19 protein-coding genes and 3 pseudogenes are annotated in these 17496 nt (G+C 58.1%); 9 read left to right on the plus strand and 13 right to left on the minus strand.

Annotated elements, in window-relative coordinates:
- Window positions 1-2: 2 nt before the first annotated feature.
- The 3 genes from BFQ03_RS20080 to BFQ03_RS20090 are packed head-to-tail and all read right to left on the minus strand — an operon-like array spanning window position 3 to window position 3548.
- Window positions 3-980 (minus strand): ABC transporter permease, encoded by a 978-nt coding sequence (locus tag BFQ03_RS20080; protein ID WP_065943849.1) that lies wholly within the window; start codon window positions 978-980, stop codon window positions 3-5.
- Window positions 977-2530 (minus strand): sugar ABC transporter ATP-binding protein, encoded by a 1554-nt coding sequence (locus tag BFQ03_RS20085; RefSeq protein WP_032859516.1) that lies wholly within the window; start codon window positions 2528-2530, stop codon window positions 977-979. The genes BFQ03_RS20080 and BFQ03_RS20085 overlap by 4 nt, the downstream gene beginning before the upstream one ends.
- Window positions 2531-2588: 58 nt before the next feature.
- Window positions 2589-3548: a sugar ABC transporter substrate-binding protein gene (locus tag BFQ03_RS20090; protein ID WP_032859514.1), complete on the minus strand. Its 960-nt coding sequence runs from the start codon at window positions 3546-3548 to the stop codon at window positions 2589-2591.
- Between the two features lie 516 nt (window positions 3549-4064).
- On the opposite strand from BFQ03_RS20090, the gene BFQ03_RS20095 reads away from it, so the two are divergent.
- From BFQ03_RS20095 to BFQ03_RS20105, 3 genes are all read left to right on the plus strand, one after another.
- Entirely contained in the window at window positions 4065-5153 is a 1089-nt protein-coding gene (locus tag BFQ03_RS20095; RefSeq protein WP_032859510.1) for an asparaginase, read from the plus strand.
- Window positions 5154-5358: 205 nt separating this feature from the next.
- The gene (locus BFQ03_RS20100) at window positions 5359-5610 is read left to right on the plus strand and encodes a DUF1654 domain-containing protein (RefSeq protein ID WP_032859507.1); all 252 of its coding nucleotides are present in this window, start codon (window positions 5359-5361) and stop codon (window positions 5608-5610) included.
- 4 nt (window positions 5611-5614) lie between these two features.
- On the plus strand, window positions 5615-6304 hold the full coding sequence (locus BFQ03_RS20105) for an endonuclease (protein WP_065943850.1): 690 nt from the start codon (window positions 5615-5617) through the stop codon (window positions 6302-6304).
- A gap of 37 nt (window positions 6305-6341) precedes the next feature.
- Here the strand turns inward: BFQ03_RS20105 and BFQ03_RS20110 are convergent, their stop codons facing one another.
- The gene (locus BFQ03_RS20110; RefSeq protein ID WP_082445554.1) at window positions 6342-6716 is read right to left on the minus strand and encodes an SPOR domain-containing protein; all 375 of its coding nucleotides are present in this window, start codon (window positions 6714-6716) and stop codon (window positions 6342-6344) included.
- A 248-nt stretch (window positions 6717-6964) separates the two neighbouring features.
- Here BFQ03_RS20110 and csrA point away from each other — a divergent pair, with 248 nt between their 5' ends.
- From csrA to BFQ03_RS20125, 3 genes are all read left to right on the plus strand, one after another.
- Window positions 6965-7159, plus strand: a complete 195-nt coding sequence (gene csrA, locus BFQ03_RS20115) for a carbon storage regulator CsrA (protein ID WP_007920550.1) — start codon at window positions 6965-6967, stop codon at window positions 7157-7159.
- Between the two features lie 209 nt (window positions 7160-7368).
- Window positions 7369-7635 (plus strand): hypothetical protein, encoded by a 267-nt coding sequence (locus BFQ03_RS20120; protein ID WP_065943851.1) that lies wholly within the window; start codon window positions 7369-7371, stop codon window positions 7633-7635.
- Window positions 7636-7724: 89 nt separating this feature from the next.
- Entirely contained in the window at window positions 7725-7976 is a 252-nt protein-coding gene (locus tag BFQ03_RS20125) for a hypothetical protein (RefSeq protein ID WP_032859497.1), read from the plus strand.
- Here the strand turns inward: BFQ03_RS20125 and BFQ03_RS20130 are convergent.
- The 7 genes from BFQ03_RS20130 to BFQ03_RS20160 all read right to left on the minus strand — a co-directional run bounded on the left by BFQ03_RS20130 (window position 7963) and on the right by BFQ03_RS20160 (window position 15224).
- Window positions 7963-8643: an HAD family hydrolase gene (locus BFQ03_RS20130; RefSeq protein WP_065943852.1), complete on the minus strand. Its 681-nt coding sequence runs from the start codon at window positions 8641-8643 to the stop codon at window positions 7963-7965. The two genes, BFQ03_RS20125 and BFQ03_RS20130, sit on opposite strands and share 14 nt — an antisense overlap.
- A 98-nt stretch (window positions 8644-8741) precedes the next feature.
- The gene (pcp, locus tag BFQ03_RS20135; protein WP_065943862.1) at window positions 8742-9374 is read right to left on the minus strand and encodes a pyroglutamyl-peptidase I; all 633 of its coding nucleotides are present in this window, start codon (window positions 9372-9374) and stop codon (window positions 8742-8744) included.
- Between the two features lie 7 nt (window positions 9375-9381).
- Complete coding sequence (locus tag BFQ03_RS20140; RefSeq protein ID WP_065943853.1) at window positions 9382-10332, minus strand: DUF979 domain-containing protein; 951 nt, start codon at window positions 10330-10332, stop codon at window positions 9382-9384.
- Window positions 10329-11054, minus strand: coding sequence for a DUF969 domain-containing protein (locus BFQ03_RS20145; protein ID WP_032859489.1), 726 nt, complete (start codon window positions 11052-11054; stop codon window positions 10329-10331). Before BFQ03_RS20145 ends, BFQ03_RS20140 begins: the two co-directional genes overlap by 4 nt.
- A 297-nt stretch (window positions 11055-11351) precedes the next feature.
- On the minus strand, window positions 11352-13748 hold the full coding sequence (locus BFQ03_RS20150; RefSeq protein WP_239695258.1) for a TonB-dependent receptor: 2397 nt from the start codon (window positions 13746-13748) through the stop codon (window positions 11352-11354).
- A 115-nt stretch (window positions 13749-13863) separates the two neighbouring features.
- Window positions 13864-14706, minus strand: coding sequence for a FecR family protein (locus tag BFQ03_RS20155; protein ID WP_065943854.1), 843 nt, complete (start codon window positions 14704-14706; stop codon window positions 13864-13866).
- On the minus strand, window positions 14703-15224 hold the full coding sequence (locus BFQ03_RS20160) for an RNA polymerase sigma factor (RefSeq protein WP_032859688.1): 522 nt from the start codon (window positions 15222-15224) through the stop codon (window positions 14703-14705). Before BFQ03_RS20160 ends, BFQ03_RS20155 begins: the two co-directional genes overlap by 4 nt.
- A gap of 240 nt (window positions 15225-15464) precedes the next feature.
- Between BFQ03_RS20160 and BFQ03_RS20165 the strand changes: the two are divergent.
- Window positions 15465-15746, plus strand: a pseudogene (locus tag BFQ03_RS20165) (energy transducer TonB); the annotation flags it as partial.
- A gap of 152 nt (window positions 15747-15898) precedes the next feature.
- Here the strand turns inward: BFQ03_RS20165 and BFQ03_RS29225 are convergent.
- Together BFQ03_RS29225 and BFQ03_RS29945 are read right to left on the minus strand one after the other, a co-directional pair.
- Window positions 15899-16159 carry a double zinc ribbon domain-containing protein gene (locus tag BFQ03_RS29225; RefSeq protein WP_083204876.1) on the minus strand — a complete coding sequence of 87 codons (261 nt, stop codon included), beginning with the start codon at window positions 16157-16159 and terminating at the stop codon, window positions 15899-15901.
- Between the two features lie 296 nt (window positions 16160-16455).
- Window positions 16456-16542: pseudogene (locus BFQ03_RS29945) on the minus strand (DUF4113 domain-containing protein); the annotation flags it as partial.
- A gap of 215 nt (window positions 16543-16757) precedes the next feature.
- Here BFQ03_RS29945 and BFQ03_RS20170 point away from each other — a divergent pair.
- On the plus strand, window positions 16758-17066 hold the full coding sequence (locus BFQ03_RS20170) for a hypothetical protein (RefSeq protein ID WP_065943855.1): 309 nt from the start codon (window positions 16758-16760) through the stop codon (window positions 17064-17066).
- Between the two features lie 59 nt (window positions 17067-17125).
- Window positions 17126-17386, plus strand: a pseudogene (locus BFQ03_RS20175) (transposase); the annotation flags it as partial.
- Window positions 17387-17496: the final 110 nt, after the last annotated feature.

The following is a 17496-nucleotide window of genomic DNA, read 5'->3' on the forward strand; positions in this document are numbered from 1 at the left end:
TCTTAGCCCCGCCGGCTGGCGCGCTGACTGCGATAGGTGTCCAGCACCACTGCAATCACGATAACGGCGCCGGTAATGATGCGTTTGGTCGGCTCGGTCGCACCGATCTGCGCCAGGCCGGCCGCCAGTACGGAAATGATCAGCACCCCGAAGAACGTGCTGATCACCGAGCCACGCCCGCCCATCAGGCTGGTGCCACCGATCACCACCGCGGCAATCACCTGCAACTCCAGGCCGGAACCGGCATTCGGATCGGCCGCTTCCAGGCGGGAAATCTGGAACAGTGCCGCCACCCCGGCCAACAGCCCCATCAGGCTGAACACCAGGATTTTGTAGGGTTTTGGATTGATCCCCGCCAGGCGCACCGCTTCTTCGTTGGTGCCGATGCCAATCAGGTAGCGACCGAACACCGTGCGCGTCAGGACCGCCTGGGCAACGATAATCACCAGCAGCGCGATGATGAACGATGGCGAGATGCCAAACGCCACTGGGTTGGACAGCCAGGCGAAGGAGTCGCCGATATAGGCGGTGCGCGAGCCTGTCATCTGGTAGGCCGCGCCACGGGCCATTTCCAGCACGCCGAGGGATACGATGAACGACGGAATACGCCAGGCCACGGTGATGGAACCGGTAATGGTCCCGGCCAATGCCGCGCAGCCCATGCCCAGCAACGCTGCGGGGATTACGCTCCAGCCCCAGCCCAGGATCGCCACACTGACCGCCGATGCTGCCAGGGCCAATACCGAGCCTACCGACAGGTCAATGCCGCCGATGATCAGGATGAAGGTCATGCCCACCGCCAGCACCATCAGGTCGGGAATCTGGTTGGCGATGGCGCTGAAGGTGTCATAGGACCAAAAGTGACTGCTCAAGGCCGAGAACAGCGCAATCATCGCCATCAAGGCGCCTGCCAGGCCCAGGTAAGTACCCAGGCCGTAGAAATTGCCGCCGGCTTTTGCGGTTGGAGTAGCTGTTTTCATGGGGTTGTCCTGGGCGCTGCCTCGTTGAGCAGCGCATCACGTTTCTGATAGCCGGCAAACGCGGCGGCAAGCAATTCGTCCTGGGTCCAGCGGTCACGCTCGAAGGTTTCGATCAAGCGTCCGGCAGACAGTACGCCGATGCGGTCGCAGATCAGCATCAGCTCGCGCAGGTCGCTGGAAACCACCACCAGCGCCTTGCCCTGGCGGGTCAATTCACCGAGCAACGCATAGATATCGAACTTGGCGCCGACGTCGATGCCACGGGTCGGCTCATCAAACAGCATCACCGCGCAATCGCGCTCCAGCCAGCGGCCGATCACCACTTTCTGCTGGTTACCGCCCGACAGCTCGGACACCAACTGCGCCGGGCTGGAGCTGCGGATACGCATGGCGTCAATCTGCCGCCTGGCCAGCGCCGCTTCATCACGTCCGTTGACCAGGCCAGCGCTGGACACCTTCGCCATATTGCCCAGCGCCGTGTTGGCGCTGATCGATTGGCTGAGTAGCAGCCCCTCGCCCTTGCGATCCTCGGTAATCAGCGCAATGCCATGGCCCACTGCATCCACCGGCGAGCGAATGCTCACCACACGCGCCGGCGAGCCAAGGGCTACCGTGCCACTGTCGGCCAGGTCGGCACCGAAGATCAGGCGCAACAACTCGGTGCGGCCGGCACCGATCAATCCCGAAATGCCGTAGATTTCACCGGCACGCACTTCAAAGGAAACATCGCGAACCTTGTCCGAGCGGCTCAGGCCGGTGACCGTCAATGCGGGCGCGCCGATGGTGCGCGGGCCGAGGTCGATGTGCTCGCCCAGCTCACGACCGACCATCAACGTGACCAGTTGCTCGCTGTTGTAGTTGGCCATCGGCTCGACACATACCAACTGGCCGTCACGCAGCACCGCAATACGCTGGGCCACCCGTGCCAGCTCTTCGAGCCGATGGGAAATGTAAATAATCGCCACGCCCCGGGCCTGCAGGCGGGTGATTTGTTCAAACAGCATCTCGACTTCACGGGCGGTCAGCATCGCCGTCGGCTCGTCGAGGATCAGCACGTGGCAGTCGCCAATCAGGTTGCGGGCAATCTCGACCATCTGTTGATGGCCGATGCCCAGGCTGCCGACCAGGGTATCCGGGTCGATGGCATCCAGGCCCACTTGTGCCATGGCCTCGATCGCAGCCTTGCGCAGTTGTTTGCGGCTGATCCAGCCACCGCGACTGGGCAGGTTATCGAGGAACAGGTTTTCGGCCACCGTCAGGGTCGGCAGGAGGTTGAGTTCCTGCATCACCATGCGGATCCCCAGCTTTTCCGCCTGGGTCCGGCTGGCCGGGGCATAGTCCTGGCCATTGAACTGCATGTGGCCAGTGGTCGGTGTCACCAGGCCACCGATAATCTTCGACAGGGTGCTTTTGCCCGCGCCGTTCTCACCCGTCAGTGCCAACACCTCGCCGCGATTGAGCGTCAGGGTGATGTCAGACAGGACGGGCTGGGCATAGGTCTTACCGATACCGCTGACCGAGAGGACAGGGGTCGGTGCGGAAGATGACATAGGAAAATCTCCAGGCGCCCGCTCAGTCCGAACGGGCGCGGTGCTGCGCAATCAGGGATTACTGCTTGAGGACCAGCGCTACGGGCGTTTCGATCACGCCGTCCACGGCCTCGACTTTTTCGCCCTTGACCAGTTTCAGCGCATTCTGGATGCCAAACACCGCTTGCTGTGCCGCCGCCTGGTCGGCGGTGGCCAGGATGCGACCGTCCTGCAGCATCGGCTTGATGGCGGCGATGTTGTCATAGCCCACGACCTGGACCTTGCCGGCCTTGCCCGCCGCACGCACCGCAGAAACGGCGCCCAGGGCCATATTGTCGTTACCAGCCAGCAGCGCCTTGAGGTCCGGGTATTCGCTCAACATGGCAGCCGCCACCTTGTTGCCCTGGTCGATTTCCCAGTTGCCGGACTGGGTGGAAACAATCTTCATCCCGGCCGCATCCATCGCGTCCTTGAACCCGGCGGTGCGTTGCTGGGCGTTGGTGGTGGTCGGCACACCTTCGATAATGCCTACCTTGTCGCCGCTTGCCAGTTGCTTGGCCAGGTACTCACCGACCAGGCGTGAGCCCTTGCGGTTATCAGGCCCTACAAAGGGAACTTCGAGGTTTTTGCTTTTCAGCACCTCGGGGTCGAGACGGTTATCAATGTTGACCACCTTGATCCCGGCGTCGGAGGCTTTCTTCAGCACGTTGACCAAGGCCTTGGAGTCGGCAGGCGCGATGACGATTGCGTTAACTTTGGCGAGAATCATCTGGTTGACGATATCAATCTGGGCAGAGGTATCGGTTTCGTTCTTGATCCCGTTGGTGATCATGTCGAAATCAGCGGCATGGGCTTTCTGATAGTCCTTGGCACCGTCTTGCATGGTGACAAAAAACTCATTGGCCAGGGATTTCATCACCAGGCCGACCTTGGGCTTGGCGGCGGTGTCGTCAGCGAATGCAGAGGACAGAGGCAGGGCAGCGGATGCGGCAGCCAGCACAGCGATAGCAAGAAGACGTCCAGCAAATGGCAGCTTCATGGGTTCACTCCGATCTTATGATTATTGTGAGCAATGTCTGCACCTTCACGTCACTCACGGAGTGCTCGTGAAACATCTCGCAAACGTTTGCGCTTAACAAACTATGCGAAGGCTGCCGAATTTTGTCAACGAAAGAAAAAGTCTTTTTCCTCGCCGGCTCTACTTCCGGCCCTACAGCCCGATGACCTCGTGGCTAAACATCCGGGCCGGGTGATCGTTATCTAAAACGACAGCTGCACAGGAACATTTCAGGAGGTACATCCTGATTTTTCCAGCACTATTTTCGGACAACCGAACGCCAAAGCCTCCAGCGTTCGGAAACTCGGACACGCGCTGAAGCCGACAAATCGAACATCGATATAAAATTGATTTAAATCAACAAGTTAAAATCAAACCCCAAACAAAATCCCGCTGGTACAAATCCTGCTCTTAATCAGCACCTTGTGGCGCTCAGCGCAGCCCGGGGTGTTCTGGATGAACCTGCACACGCACTCATCAAAACTAGAGAGAAAAATAATGAAATCTGCACTCAAGAACTTTGTTCCGGGCGCTTTAGCCCTGCTGCTGCTCTTCCCGGTTGCCGCCCAGGCCAAGGAAGTTGAATCCAAGACCAAACTGTCCAACGTGGTCGTCCTGGCCACTGGCGGCACCATTGCCGGCGCTGGCGCCAGCGCCGCCAACAGCGCCACCTACCAGGCCGCCAAGGTCGGTATCGAACAACTGATCGCCGGCATTCCCGAGCTCAGCCAGATCGCCAATGTGCGTGGCGAGCAAGTGATGCAGATTGCTTCCGAAAGCATCACCAACGACAACCTGCTGCAACTGGGTCGTCGTGTCGCGGAACTGGCCGACAGCAAGGACGTGGATGGCATCGTGATCACCCACGGCACCGACACCCTCGAAGAAACCGCCTACTTCCTCAACCTGGTGGAAAAGACCGACAAGCCAATCGTAGTCGTGGGCTCCATGCGCCCGGGCACGGCCATGTCGGCCGATGGCATGCTTAACCTGTACAACGCCGTAGCCGTTGCCGGTAGCAAAGACGCACGCGGCAAGGGCGTACTGGTAACCATGAACGACGAGATCCAGTCGGGTCGCGACGTGAGCAAGATGATCAACATCAAGACCGAAGCCTTCAAAAGCGCCTGGGGCCCACTGGGCATGGTCGTAGAAGGCAAGTCCTACTGGTTCCGCCAGCCGGCCAAGCGCCACACCATGAGCTCGGAGTTCGACATCAAGAACATCAAGAGCCTGCCGGACGTTGAAATTGCCTACGGCTATGGCAACGTCAGCGACACTGCCTACAAAGCCCTCGCCCAGGCTGGCGCCAAAGCCATCATCCATGCCGGCACTGGCAACGGCTCGGTACCGGCCAAGGTAGTGCCTGCGCTGCAAGAACTGCGCAAGGAAGGTGTACAGATTATTCGCTCTTCCCACGTCAATGCCGGCGGTTTCGTTCTGCGCAATGCCGAACAGCCTGACGACAAATACGACTGGGTCGTGGCCCATGACCTGAACCCGCAGAAAGCCCGCATCCTGGCCATGGTCGCCCTGACCAAGACCCAGGACAGCAAGGAACTGCAGCGCATCTTCTGGGAATACTGAGTCACTGATACAACCCTTGTAGGAGCCGGCTTGCCGACGATGGCGATCTCAGAGACGCCATCGCCGGCAAGCCGGCTCCTACAAAATCCTCGCCGTACACCAGTCCGCGTAACCGTTGTCACACAGACTTCTTGGATTTTAAGCAGTTGCGAATTTCTTCACAGTTAAATACTGTATGTTCGTACAGCTAACTAAGGACTCCTCCGTGGCCAAGCCCTCCTCTACAACACCGACACCTCCCGACGCCTACCAACGCCTGGCGATCCGTGTGCAAAAAGTCATCAATTCCACCAACGCCCAAAAAAACAAGGCTGCGTTGATTTTTCGCCTGCCCGAAGAACCCGAAGACGACTGGGCACGCCTACTGGAGGAAATCGCAGAAAACGACAACGTCACCCTTGCCTATCGCGATGATGGTGGCGTGCAGATTTTCTGGGTCGTACCGAAGGAAGATTGAGTCAATGAGTGTCCGTTTTATCGCCCTACTCTGTGTTTTGTTTGCAACCGCCGCCCACGCCCAAGCCCCACGTACCTTCAGTGAAGCCAAGAAAATCGCCTGGAAACTTTACGCCCCGCAATCCACGGAGTTCTATTGTGGCTGCAAATACACGGGTAACCGGGTAGACCTGAAGGCCTGTGGCTACATCCCACGTAAAAACGCCAACCGGGCGGCGCGCATCGAATGGGAGCATATTGTGCCGGCATGGCAGATCGGCCATCAACGCCAGTGCTGGCAAGACGGCGGGCGCAAGAACTGCACACGCACCGATAACGTTTTCAAGCGCGCCGAGGCTGACCTACACAACCTGGTGCCGAGCATTGGCGAGGTCAATGGCGACCGCAACAACTTCAGTTTTGGTTGGTTGCCGGCGCAGAGCGGGCAATATGGTTCATGCCTGACTCAGGTGGACTTCAAGGCCAAGAAGGTCATGCCCAGGCCGTCCATCCGCGGCATGATTGCCCGGACTTACTTCTACATGAGTAAACAATACGGCCTGCGCCTGTCGAAACAGGACCGCCAACTGTATGAAGCCTGGAATCGGACCTACCCCGTGCAACCCTGGGAACGCCAGCGCAATCAGACCGTGGCCTGCGTGATGGGGCGTGGCAATGAGTTCGTCGGCCCGGTGAACCTGAAGGCCTGCGGATGATGACGAGCGGGATCCGTAGATCCCGCTGAGTTGCGCCTTACTGGCTGGCCTTGTGCTCGATCACCAGCGACTCGGCGTCGGTTTTCTTCTTTTTCACCAACCTTTCCTGCAATTGGGTCTGTTTCGCCTCGGCCTCGGCCTTGCTGGCGAACGGCCCCAACAGCACCAGGTCCTTGCCGTCTTCCTTGGCCAGATAGAACGGGAAGCCGTTTTCCAGCAGCCAGGCGGTCAGGTCGGTCAGCGCCTGCAATTTGTTGTCGGGCGAACGCACCAGGACATCCCACTGCACAGAGGCAACCGCAGGGGCCTGGGCCTTGGCGGCTTCAGCCTTGTCTCGGGGGGTATCGAGATTGGGCCCGTCACCGCATCCGGCCAATGCCAATACCACAATTGCCATCACTACTTTACGCACTGCCCTGCCCCTTTAAGGATCAAAGAGGCAACTTTATCATTCACTGTCTATTCTGGCCGTCATAAACGTTGGCTTAAACATTGCGAAGGATGTTTCCCAGACCTGTATGATGGCGCCATGGGAATTAATGCCGCCTCCATGCGTCCTAAAAGAGGCAGCCACAGGGAAGCGCTTCACAGTAAGCTACACGTAACCGACATCCGCCCTGTTAGAAACATGCGTCCTTCAAAGCAATCAAGGAGAAGTCCATGCTGATACTCACCCGCAAAGTCGGTGAAAGCATAAATATCGGTGATGACATTACGATCACCATTCTGGGCGTTAGCGGCCAGCAAGTACGAATCGGCATCAATGCTCCCAAAGATGTTGCCGTGCATCGCGAAGAGATTTACCAGCGCATCCAGGCAGGCCTGACTGCCCCGGATAAACGCGAAACACCTTGAAGCATCCCCAGTAGCCAGCCCGCTCGTCCCCTGTAACGGCTGGCGAAAGCCCCTTGGCCTGTCTACGGTATTCCGTGATCAGCGCAGCACTCGCGCCAGGCCCGACACTTGTCGTCTACAGGCAGGTTCACCCACGGAACTTGCTGGACATTTAGCAGACAAACCCCTGAAGAACGTAACAAAACCTTACAGTGCCTCGGAGCGCGTTGATGAGGCGATCCCGCAAACAGCCTTATACCTATAAATCCTGGATAATCGCCCTGCTGATTGCCCTGCCCTTCTTGACGATCGGATACGGCATCAGGCTGTACATGGAAGGCACCACCACCGCACAGGATGCCCATTCGTGGCCCGACCTGGTGTTGTTTCTCGGTGGTTATCTGTTTTGCTTCTGCCTCAAACCCATTCAGGCTGCCATCCAGCGAAAACTCAGTCGCCAGGCATTTCGGCGTGCTCGCCAGCAGAATCCCTCTTGAAGCAGCGATTGGATCCTATATTTAAAACTTAAGGAACTATCCGCCTCGGCAACACCCATACCCATACATTCATAAAAAACGTTATCGACATGGACATAGAACATAACGCCAAGCACCTACAGTCCCTGATCGAACAGCTCTCAGCAGACAGCCCGAAATCTTCCACCCAGTTGCAGGGAAAACCCGATGAAGTCCTCGCCGGCCTGCGCCAGCTTTACCTGCTGAAACTGATCACGGGCACCTTCATCCACGGGCACATTATCGACCCGCTGGGCCACCAATGGATTGGTGCCGAAAACATCCTGCTGACCCGTCGCGGGCTGGCATTCAAGCCATCGTAGAAGGCCGCAAGCGCAGCATACCGGCAGCATCACACTGGGCCTGTACCTCGTCATAACTCGCAATCGTCGGATGCCGCGTTACCATCGGCTCGTCATGCGCCGCTGTCACCACCACGACGTCCGCACCTGATGCCTCACCGGCACGGATACCCACCGGTGCGTCCTCGAACACCAGGCACTCTCCCATCGGCACCCCCAAACGCTGCGCACCCAGCAGGTAACAGGCCGGGTCCGGCTTGCCGTTGGTCACATCCTCGGCCGTCACCATGACAGCCGGCGGCACCAGGCCTGCCGCGTGCATGCGGCGCAGGGCCAGGGCCTTGGGCGCTGACGTGACCACGGCCCAGCAGTGTGCAGGCAAGCTCTGCACAAATGCCACGGCTCCCGGGATCGCCACCACGCCCTCCACGTCCGCGATCTCCGCCTCGGTAATACCACGCGCCTCAACCTGCGCGTCCACCCCTGGCAATGCCTGGCGGCTGATTGTATCGATGGCGCGGGCGCCATGGATGGTGGTCAGAAACGCCTCGACATCCAAGCCATGGCGCTGCGCCCAGGCGGCCCAGACCCGCTCTGCGGCGGCGATGGAGTTGAGGAGGGTGCCATCCATATCGAACAGGAATGCACGGTACTGACGATCAAATACGGCCGGATCTTTGGCGGACACTGCTGGGTTTCCTCTTGCACTCGTCGCCCGTAGTTGGGCCCTGATGCAATCTACGGATCGGCCCAGAGCTTGTAAACGGAGGATGACGCGTCAAGCAATCAGCACACCTGGCCACCGCTCTCAGCAATATCACGCGGCGTGGCCCAGGCAGCCAAAACGGCCACCCTCAGCCCTTCAACCGTTGTCGCCAACGCCATCGAGGGCTCAGCACCCTGCCCTGGCAGGCCAGGCACATGGATAAACCCACTGCGCACGCCAGATCCAGCCAGGGCATGCTGCAAGCTGTAGAACACCTGATTGCAGACGAAGGTGCCCGCCGTGTGCGAGACCGAGGCTGCGATTCCGGCCTCGCGCACCGCCTTGACCATGGCCTTGACCGGCAAGGTGCTGAAATAGGCCGCCGGCCCGCCGACGATCACTGGCGTATCGATGGGTTGTGCCCCCAGGTTGTCCGGGATCCGCGCATCATTGAGGTTGATCGCAACCCGCTCGATGGAAATATCGCTGCGCCCGGGCCCCAGCCCGGTGGCAATCACCAGTTGCGGATGGTGCTCGGCCAGCAACTGGTTCAAACAGTCGACTGCGGTGGCAAAGGCACAGGGCAGTTGGCGGGCGATAATCGTCACCCCCGCTTGCAACTGCACCCCGTCCAGCAGGCGCACCGCTTCCCAGGATGGGTTGATCAGGTCGTGATCGAATGGCTCGAACGCCGTCAGCAGCACCGTACCCATCACCACCTCACATCAAGACATAAAGAAGGACGATATTGACCAGCAACATCATCAACGCCGTGGGCATCTGCGCCTTGATCACCGCGTTTTTGTCGGGCAACTCCAGCAGTGCCGCAGGCACAATATTGAAGTTCGCCGCCATCGGTGTCATCAGCGTGCCGCAGTAGCCGGAAAACATGCCGATGGCTGCCATCACCGCCGGGTTACCACCATAAATGCCCACCAGCACCGGCACGCCCACACCGCCGGTCATCACCGGGAAGGCGGCAAAACCATTACCCATGATCACCGTGAACAGCGCCATGCCCAGCACATAGACCATCACCGCCACCAGCTTGTAATCCAGGTTGATGTAGGTGGTGGTGACATGAGCGACAGCCGTACCGACACCGGCTTCGTTAAACAGCAGGCCGAGCATCGCCAGCATCTGCGGCAGCACCATGGCCCAGCCCAGGGCTTCGGTCAGGCGTCGCGATTCGCGCAAGGCCTGCACCGGCGTGTCGCGTGTCAGCCAGCAGGCCAACCCCAGGGCGATCAGGCAGCCGAGGCCCAAGGACACAAACGTGGTGTTCTTCGGATCCAGCAGCGGTACCCCGCCAATCTCGGTGTTTTTGAGCAGCACAGAGCCGATCACAGTGGTCAGCGGAATCGCCAGGGCCGGAATAAACAGTTTATGACCCAGCCGCCCAGCACTGGCGCGCGAGGCCTTGTCATGCAGCTCTACATGGGTACCACGCCCTACCCCGCCGAGCCCGGCGATAAGCGCCATCAGTACCACACCAATACCCACAACTACCGATGGCAGGTGCTCGCCTACCAGGAACGGAATGGCGAACAGCAGCCAGAACAACGCGCTTGACCAACGCTTGGGGTGGGTTCGGTCAGCCAGGATCATGCCCGCAGTGATCAGCAGCAACACACCGGCGAGCCAGTACAGGTATTGAATGGAAATGATCATTGTGCGGCCTCCGCCTGAGTATTGGCGGGTGCAGTGGCCGTCAGTTCGCGTGTCAGCCTGCGGTCAAACCGGTGCAAACGTATCGCGTGAATAATGAACGCACAAATCGCCGTAGGGATGCCCCACACCGCAATGTGCAGCGGCTCGACATCAATGCCCGAGCCCAACAGGAAGGTGTGCATCAGTGCAATTGCACCAAAGGCCACGAAGATGTCTTCACCAAAAAACAGCCCCACGTTGTCAGTGGCGGCGCACATCGCCAGGACCTTGTGGCGCACTTTGTCCGGCAGCTTGCCGAAGCGTTTTTCCGCAGCCCCTTCAGCCATGGGCGCCAGCAACGGGCGCACCATCTGTGGGTGCCCGCCAAGGCTGGTCAGGCCCATCGCGGCCGTGGATTCGCGAACAAACAGATAGATGATCAACAGACGCCCGACGGTGGCACGCTCGAAGCGCGCAATCCAGTTCTGCGCGTGCAGGCGCAAACCATGGCGCTCCAGCAAGCCGATAACGGCCAGGGGCAGCAACAGGATCAGTTGCAAGGCACGGGTCTGCAGGAAGCCATCACCCATGGTGGCGAGGATTTTTTCCAGGGGAAAGTGGGCAGCAAACCCGGTGGCAATCGCCGCCGCCGTCACTACCAGCAATGGATTGAAGCGCAACACAAAGCCGACCACGATGACGAGCACGCCCATCAGCGGCCAAAGGTTCACAACAGTTTGCATGGCGTTGAGTCCTTGAATGCGTGCTGCGACGCCTGCATCGCTGATAAGCAATAGCGGGCTGCCCGACGCGGATTTTTATTATTGACCGGCTAGGTCGAGGGTCATTGGCGGGCATCTTTGCTGCTTGGAGCGGAGGGTGTCCAACAAGAAAAATTGTTGCTGCGAATCAATAAAGTTTGTGAGGGGATGAGCACCAATCTTCGCGCCACAATTTTGCGGACTCAAATCGTGGCACACGCGCGATAGAAAATTGAGCGTGCTACGGCACCCCGTCAGGGTGCCGTGCAATCAGTTTTATCACCACTGATGTGTGTAACTGGCAGTCAGCACCGTGCCAGGTGCAGGCAGGTGGCTGGTGTTGTTGCTGCTACGCATCAGTTGGCTGTAGAGCGGGTAGTAACTGCGGTTGAACAGGTTCTGGATCCCCATGCTGACCTGATCATTTTCACTGAGTTGGTATTGGCTGATCATGTCGACGGTGGTGTAACTGTCGACCTTGCGCCTGCCAAAGCTTGCAACGCCATTCAAACGATAGTCGGCACTGTCGAAATAGGTGACCTGCACGCGGTTACTCCAGTCTTGCGTCGGTTTGAACTCCAGGTAGGCGGTCAGTTTGAGCGGTGGTATGCGGTACCCGGTCATGTCCTGCCAGTCACGCCCTTCGGGCTGCTCGCGGCCCTTCATCCAGGTAAAGGTGCCGCCGGCGCCCCAGCGCTCATCGTCGGTCAGCCAGTCGGCACTGCCTTCCACGCCGTAGATCCGCTCTTTGGTACGGGTCAGGATCAGGCCATTGTTGAAACTCTGCACATCCCCAAGCTTGGAGGTGGTGTAGAACACAGCGAGCGAGGCCAATGTCTGCTCGCCCAGCCCGCCACGCCAGCCCAATTCGTAATTGTTAGTCTTCACCGGCTCCAGGTTTGACGAGCCGATATCAAAGCCGCGCCGGGCATTGCGCACTTGCACACCGATATCAGGCAACTGGAAGCCCTGGCTGAAGGCCGCGTAGATTTCCTGGCCCGCTACCGGTGAGTACGTCAGGCTGATGTTGGACAGCACTGAGTCATAATCAACATCGCCCCCGCGGACAGTGGCCGGTTGGGTCGCTGTCGACTCCGAGAGCGGGATAAAGTCATCGTATTTGGCGGTGGCGTATTCATAACGCATGCCACCCTCCACCGACCATTGTTCGTTGAGCCTGTGTTGCAATTGCGCAAAACCGCCGACACTGCGGGTGGTCAGGTCGGGCATGTAGGTGAGCTTGCCGATCTTGTCGAACACCCGACCGCCGCTGGCGTCATAGGCCCGCGGGTCGAAGATATCGATGGGCATGTCGCTGCGTTCCTGGTTGAAGTCAGCCCCCCACAACAGCTCCGTACTGCCCTGATCACCCAGAGGGGTGCGCAGGGTAACCCGGCTGCCGAATACTTCACTGTTCTGCATCACCTGGTCGACATTGCGTCCACGCGTCGCCACTGCGCGTGCATCAAAAGGCGTGAACCGAGTGAAGTAGTCCCGATAGTAAAGCTGGGCATTGAGCGTGCCTCCGAGCACATCGGTGTGGGCGTACTCCAGATTGAGCAAGGTGTTCTTGATCTGGTTCTGCTCAGCCAGTGATAGACCGGACAACGGCCGCGCGGGCACCGAGCCCGCAGGAAGCCTGGCCACAGATGGGTCGGAGGTGTAGTCGGTGTTTTGCTCGGCATTGTAATGGCTGGCAGAAAGCTGGATGCGCTGGACGTCACCAATGCGCAAGCCCAGTTTGCCGCCCACATTGAAGGTGTTGGAGTCGAATAGATCGCCCTGGCTGGGCTCCGGCGCAAGGCGATGACCCTTGGCATCGTATGAAGCGCCGATATGCCTGGCACCGAAGTCCAGCGCGTAATCCACCCTCCCCTGCGAGCCGGCAACATGATGCTGCAACTGGCCACCCAGGCCATCACTGCCTAGCTTGCTCAGGGGCGAGACGGCGCTCAGGCTGGTGCTCGCACGCGGCTCACCACCCGCCGCACGCGTGGTGATGGAGATGATGCCACCGGTCGCACCCGCACCGTAGATGGCGCTGCTGCCACGGATCACTTCGATGCGCTCGATCAGTGCCGGGTCGATATTCGCCAGGTTGCGCGAGGAGTCGCGGTTGGTATTGAGCGGAACACCGTCGACCAGCACCAGCATCGTGCGCCCGCGCAGGGTCTGCCCATAGTCGGTGATGGTGCGGCTTGAATCAGCCATGCCCGGGACGCTTTTGGCCAGCAACGTGGCGAGGCTGTCCGAGCCCTGGCGCAATTGCTCCAGCTGTTTGTGCTCGATGACATTGACCTGGCGAGCCTGGGGTACCACGTTGCTGTCGAGCCGCGAGGCGCTGATGGTCAGGCTATCCAGCTCCACGGCACCCGACGCCTGGCTGGCATTGGCGTTGCTGCCAGGCAGCACAAGGAACGTTTGTTCGTCACGCGCCTGCGCCTTCAGCCCACTGTCGCCGAGCAACCGTTCAAGCGCCTCCTGCAAGGTGTAGCGGCCGCGCAGTGCCGGCGCGGTCTTGCCGACAGTCAGGTCGCTGGCGAACAGGATCTGTGCCGAAGATTGTCGAGCCAGGGCGTTGAGGGACTTCTCTAGCGATGCGGCCGGGACATCGAAATCAACCGGTGCAGATTCGGCCAATGACCATTGGCTCAGCAGCAGGCTGCCAGCCAGCAAAGACAAACGCACAGGCGCATGCAGGAAGGACTGACTCACGTTGTTATTCTCCACGAAGTAGGGTTACAGGGAGATAGCCGTCTGCACTGCGGCGCAACCCTACCTCGGTTGAAAATTATTTTTTCTTGCCTGGGGAATTGATCAGAACCGAACCATCGGTTGCAGTAGAAACACTCAGCGGCAGGATGCCGGGCAGAAGCGCCAGCAAACGATCAACGTGGTCACTGTCAAACACACCGGAAACCGGCAGGCGGGCAAGCCTGGCATCCATGAGCCTTATCGGGTGACGGTGATAGCGTTGCAGCGTGTCGATGACCTCCACCAACGGAGTGCTTTCGAAGACCAGCCGGCTTTGTTGCCAGGCGGTGACATCATTCACCTCAACCGTCCTCACCTGGCTGTCGCCCTCCTTGCTCAAACGCAATTGCTGCCCGGGCACAAGCGCTGCGATTGACCCCGTAGCGGACGCCCGCACGGCGACCTTACCTTCAGCCACGGTGACCTGGACATCCTGTCCCTGTCTGTTGACGTTAAAACGGGTACCCACCACTCGTACCACAGCCAATCCGGCATCGACCATGAATGGGCGGTAGACCCTCGGCGATACCTCAAACAACGCCTGCCCCGCTTTCAGTTCGACCTGACGGCTGCGCAGATGCCAACTGACCGTCATCTCACTGTTGCTGTCGAGCAGGACCTGACTGCCGTCCACCAACTGCAACGCCTGGCGCTGCCCTAACTGAGTAGCAAAATGTTCAGTACGGTAGGCCGGATCAATCCAGGCCACACCCGCAGTAATCGCCAACAGCAACAGCCCGAGGGTTTTTCCTGTGGCGCGTTTGTTTTTGACCGGCATCGCAAGAGGCAGCGGAAAACGTTGCTTGAGATCCTCACGAAACCGCGCAATGGCCTCGTCTTCCTGGCTGAAGTCCTTGCCCTTGGGCGGATCATGACTCATGACAAGACCTCCTCCCAAAGACGAGCACGGCAAATACCCATGCCCAGGCGCAAGTGCTTCTCTACGGTTTTCAGGGAAATCCCCAAGCGCTCGGCTACTTCGGCCTGGGGCAACTCATGCACCTTGTGCATGACAAACACCCTCTGGCAGCGCGGCGGCAGACTGGCAATCGCCTCGGTCAGCAGCTCCAGGGCTCTTTCCCCGTCAAGCTGACGCTCCTGGCCCGGCGCGCCACAGATCACGTCCGGCAATGCCGAAACACCAACAATCAAGGCCTGGCGGCGGCGCTCGCTACGGTAGCGACTGATCGCCATATCGCTGGCGATCTTGCGCAACAAGGCCACTGGCGTACGCACGCCTGGCTTTTCATCCTGCTCAAGCAACTGCAGGCACAAGTCATGAACCACTTCACGCGCGAAGATCCGCTCACCAAAACGTCGGCGCACATGATCTACCAGCTCGTCGTAGTGCCGAACCAAGGCTGCCAGCAGTGTGGATTTTGGAGGGTCGACCTGCACGATGACCTGCACGAAGAAAAAAACGGACGACCTCGGTAGAAGGTGCGATTTAGCGGAAGTATAAATGCGAATACTTTACATTTGAAACAAATATATAGGCTCTGTATTCTTGCGACGCTGACCTGGCATCCAGTCCGTCGTTGAGAGTTCCTCATGATCAGATTTGTTTTTATTCTGGCTCTTTTCCTTTCCGGTTGCTCCTCTGCGGGCCACGGCATTACTCACAGAACTCAAGCTGACGGCACCCTTCTGGAACACTTGGCGAAGTACAAAAAGTATCCTGCAGGTCCTCTTTGGGCGGGCATCAGCGGCCTCAACCGTCTGCTTTTTGTGGTCGATGCCAACGGCAATGTTTTGCACTACGAATTGATACAGAGTTCAGGTAACGCCGACCTGGATGAGGCGACCCTGGAAATGATTCGCCGTGCACAACCGCTACCAAAGCCACCAGCCGAAATGCTGAAAAATGGAAGCGTTGAAATCGTCATGCCCGTCGTGTACTCCGTCAAGCGGCCATTCTGACTGGCATGTGTAAGGCGACAGAGGCTAGCAGCAATCTATACAAGGAAAGACCCTTTGTGATTTTCGGTAAAGCTCCAGATCACAACTGATCAAACCTTGTTGTGTAGCCCTTGACGTGTAATTTGCCGCCAGACAGATGGAACACACCGTTCTCACCCGCGCTCGCTACCACATTGAGAACAGAACTTTGCCCCAGCCGCCATCACTGCATTGCACTGCCCGCAACTGGCTGGCACCAATGAACCGCCACATTGCCGGCAAAAACGTGCACCACCAGCATTAATGGTGCGACAACCGGCGCAAGGTGTACCGGAGATCGGTTGCCCTTCACCTTGTTCGTTGGAGCGTCCACCGTGTGAACCGCCATGCCCGCGATTGTGGTGCCCGCCTAACATCTGCTTGAAAAAGCTCATGAGTGTGTCTCCAATTGAGTGTGTTTCAAGATTAAAAACCCTGAAGTAACATTAGAGTCAAGACACCCTTCACAGTTAATTTTGTAGCCTTCCCCAGCAGATTTTGTTTGGTAACCGCGATGCCCCCTCCTATCGAGGTGACTTCCAAGTTCTTCCAAGCCAATTATTAATAATAAAAAACATGTGATACATCTCTAAATCGCCTCAACACACTCTATAAAAACCAATAGCTTAAAGTTGTATATTGCTACAGCAACCGCCTTCCTCCGGTGTTTTGCCGACCGTGCACAATCCCCTCATTTACAAGCTACAGACCATAACTGATCAAGCCTCGTCGTATAGCTCTGACTCATCATCTCCCGGCGCAATATCCAGTTACAGTCCGTCCAGAGCAGGCATTCTATTATCAGCATATTCCTATTTGGTGCATTTTTTTGTATTGATAAAATTTTCTGACACTGAACCTGAAAATCTATTGCCTTGATTTTGAGCACCACAGAGCCCCAGCATTCGGTGACATTACTTTGCTCAGGGCCATGCCACAAAGCAGCTGTTTAGGTGGGTGAATGCGCGCAGCCAGGATACAAAGGATACCGTTGTGAAATTTAGCGCTTTGATCAAGTCAGTATTAGCATCTGCTGCACTGTGGACAGTGGCCGATACGGCCATGGCACTGACTTGCGACTACAAGGATGGCATTAAGCCGGCTGACGGCTTCATGCCGCTGCAAATATCGGCAATCACCGTTGGGCGCGATGTACCGCTGGGGTCTGAGGTCTATCGCCAGACATTTCAGGTCGCATCAGGACAGTCCCCGACAATCGAATGCAAATATGCGCCGTTTGATATGTGGTCCGAATATGTTCTTCCCAACTCAAGCCGAGCCAATTGGTCCAGTGGACTGTAGTGGTCTAATGAAACCGGACACCCATTTAGGCGAGAATGCTCGCCAGATCGAGGTGTCAGATGACCAAACAACGCCGCTCCTTTACTCCTGAATTCAAGCGTGAGGCTGCCGACCTTGTGCTCAAACAAAACTACAGCTACATCGAAGCCAGCCGTTCACTCGGCATTGGTGAGTCGGCATTGCGCCGCTGGGTTGACCAGATTCAGAAAGAACATAAAGGCATCACTCCGCAGAGCAAGGCACTGACGTCGGAGCAGCAAAAAATTCAGGAGCTGGAAGCCCGGATTGCTCGGCTTGAGCGAGAGAAATCAATACTAAAAAACCGCCTCCCCGGCGCTCCGCGGCCCATTGGGCTAGAAACACTACGTACTACACTTACATTTCTGGACAGTGGTCGCTGGCTTTTTGGAGGCTAAGTCCCCGTCAAAAA

Source organism: Pseudomonas sp. 25 R 14 (assembly GCF_900004755.1).
GTDB lineage: Bacteria > Pseudomonadota > Gammaproteobacteria > Pseudomonadales > Pseudomonadaceae > Aquipseudomonas > Aquipseudomonas brenneri.

What these genes read in the sequence shown, in the direction of transcription:
- BFQ03_RS20080 (WP_065943849.1), bottom strand. Translation starts at nt 980, where the DNA reads ATGAAAACAGCTACTCCAACCGCAAAAGCCGGCGGCAATTTCTACGGC.
- BFQ03_RS20085 (WP_032859516.1), bottom strand. Translation starts at nt 2,530, where the DNA reads ATGTCATCTTCCGCACCGACCCCTGTCCTCTCGGTCAGCGGTATCGGT.
- BFQ03_RS20090 (WP_032859514.1), bottom strand. Translation starts at nt 3,548, where the DNA reads ATGAAGCTGCCATTTGCTGGACGTCTTCTTGCTATCGCTGTGCTGGCT.
- BFQ03_RS20095 (WP_032859510.1), top strand. Translation starts at nt 4,065, where the DNA reads ATGAAATCTGCACTCAAGAACTTTGTTCCGGGCGCTTTAGCCCTGCTG.
- BFQ03_RS20105 (WP_065943850.1), top strand. Translation starts at nt 5,615, where the DNA reads ATGAGTGTCCGTTTTATCGCCCTACTCTGTGTTTTGTTTGCAACCGCC.
- csrA (WP_007920550.1), top strand. Translation starts at nt 6,965, where the DNA reads ATGCTGATACTCACCCGCAAAGTCGGTGAAAGCATAAATATCGGTGAT.
- BFQ03_RS20120 (WP_065943851.1), top strand. Translation starts at nt 7,369, where the DNA reads ATGAGGCGATCCCGCAAACAGCCTTATACCTATAAATCCTGGATAATC.
- BFQ03_RS20125 (WP_032859497.1), top strand. Translation starts at nt 7,725, where the DNA reads ATGGACATAGAACATAACGCCAAGCACCTACAGTCCCTGATCGAACAG.
- pcp (WP_065943862.1), bottom strand. Translation starts at nt 9,374, where the DNA reads ATGGGTACGGTGCTGCTGACGGCGTTCGAGCCATTCGATCACGACCTG.
- BFQ03_RS20140 (WP_065943853.1), bottom strand. Translation starts at nt 10,332, where the DNA reads ATGATCATTTCCATTCAATACCTGTACTGGCTCGCCGGTGTGTTGCTG.
- BFQ03_RS20145 (WP_032859489.1), bottom strand. Translation starts at nt 11,054, where the DNA reads ATGCAAACTGTTGTGAACCTTTGGCCGCTGATGGGCGTGCTCGTCATC.
- BFQ03_RS20155 (WP_065943854.1), bottom strand. Translation starts at nt 14,706, where the DNA reads ATGAGTCATGATCCGCCCAAGGGCAAGGACTTCAGCCAGGAAGACGAG.
- BFQ03_RS29225 (WP_083204876.1), bottom strand. Translation starts at nt 16,159, where the DNA reads ATGAGCTTTTTCAAGCAGATGTTAGGCGGGCACCACAATCGCGGGCAT.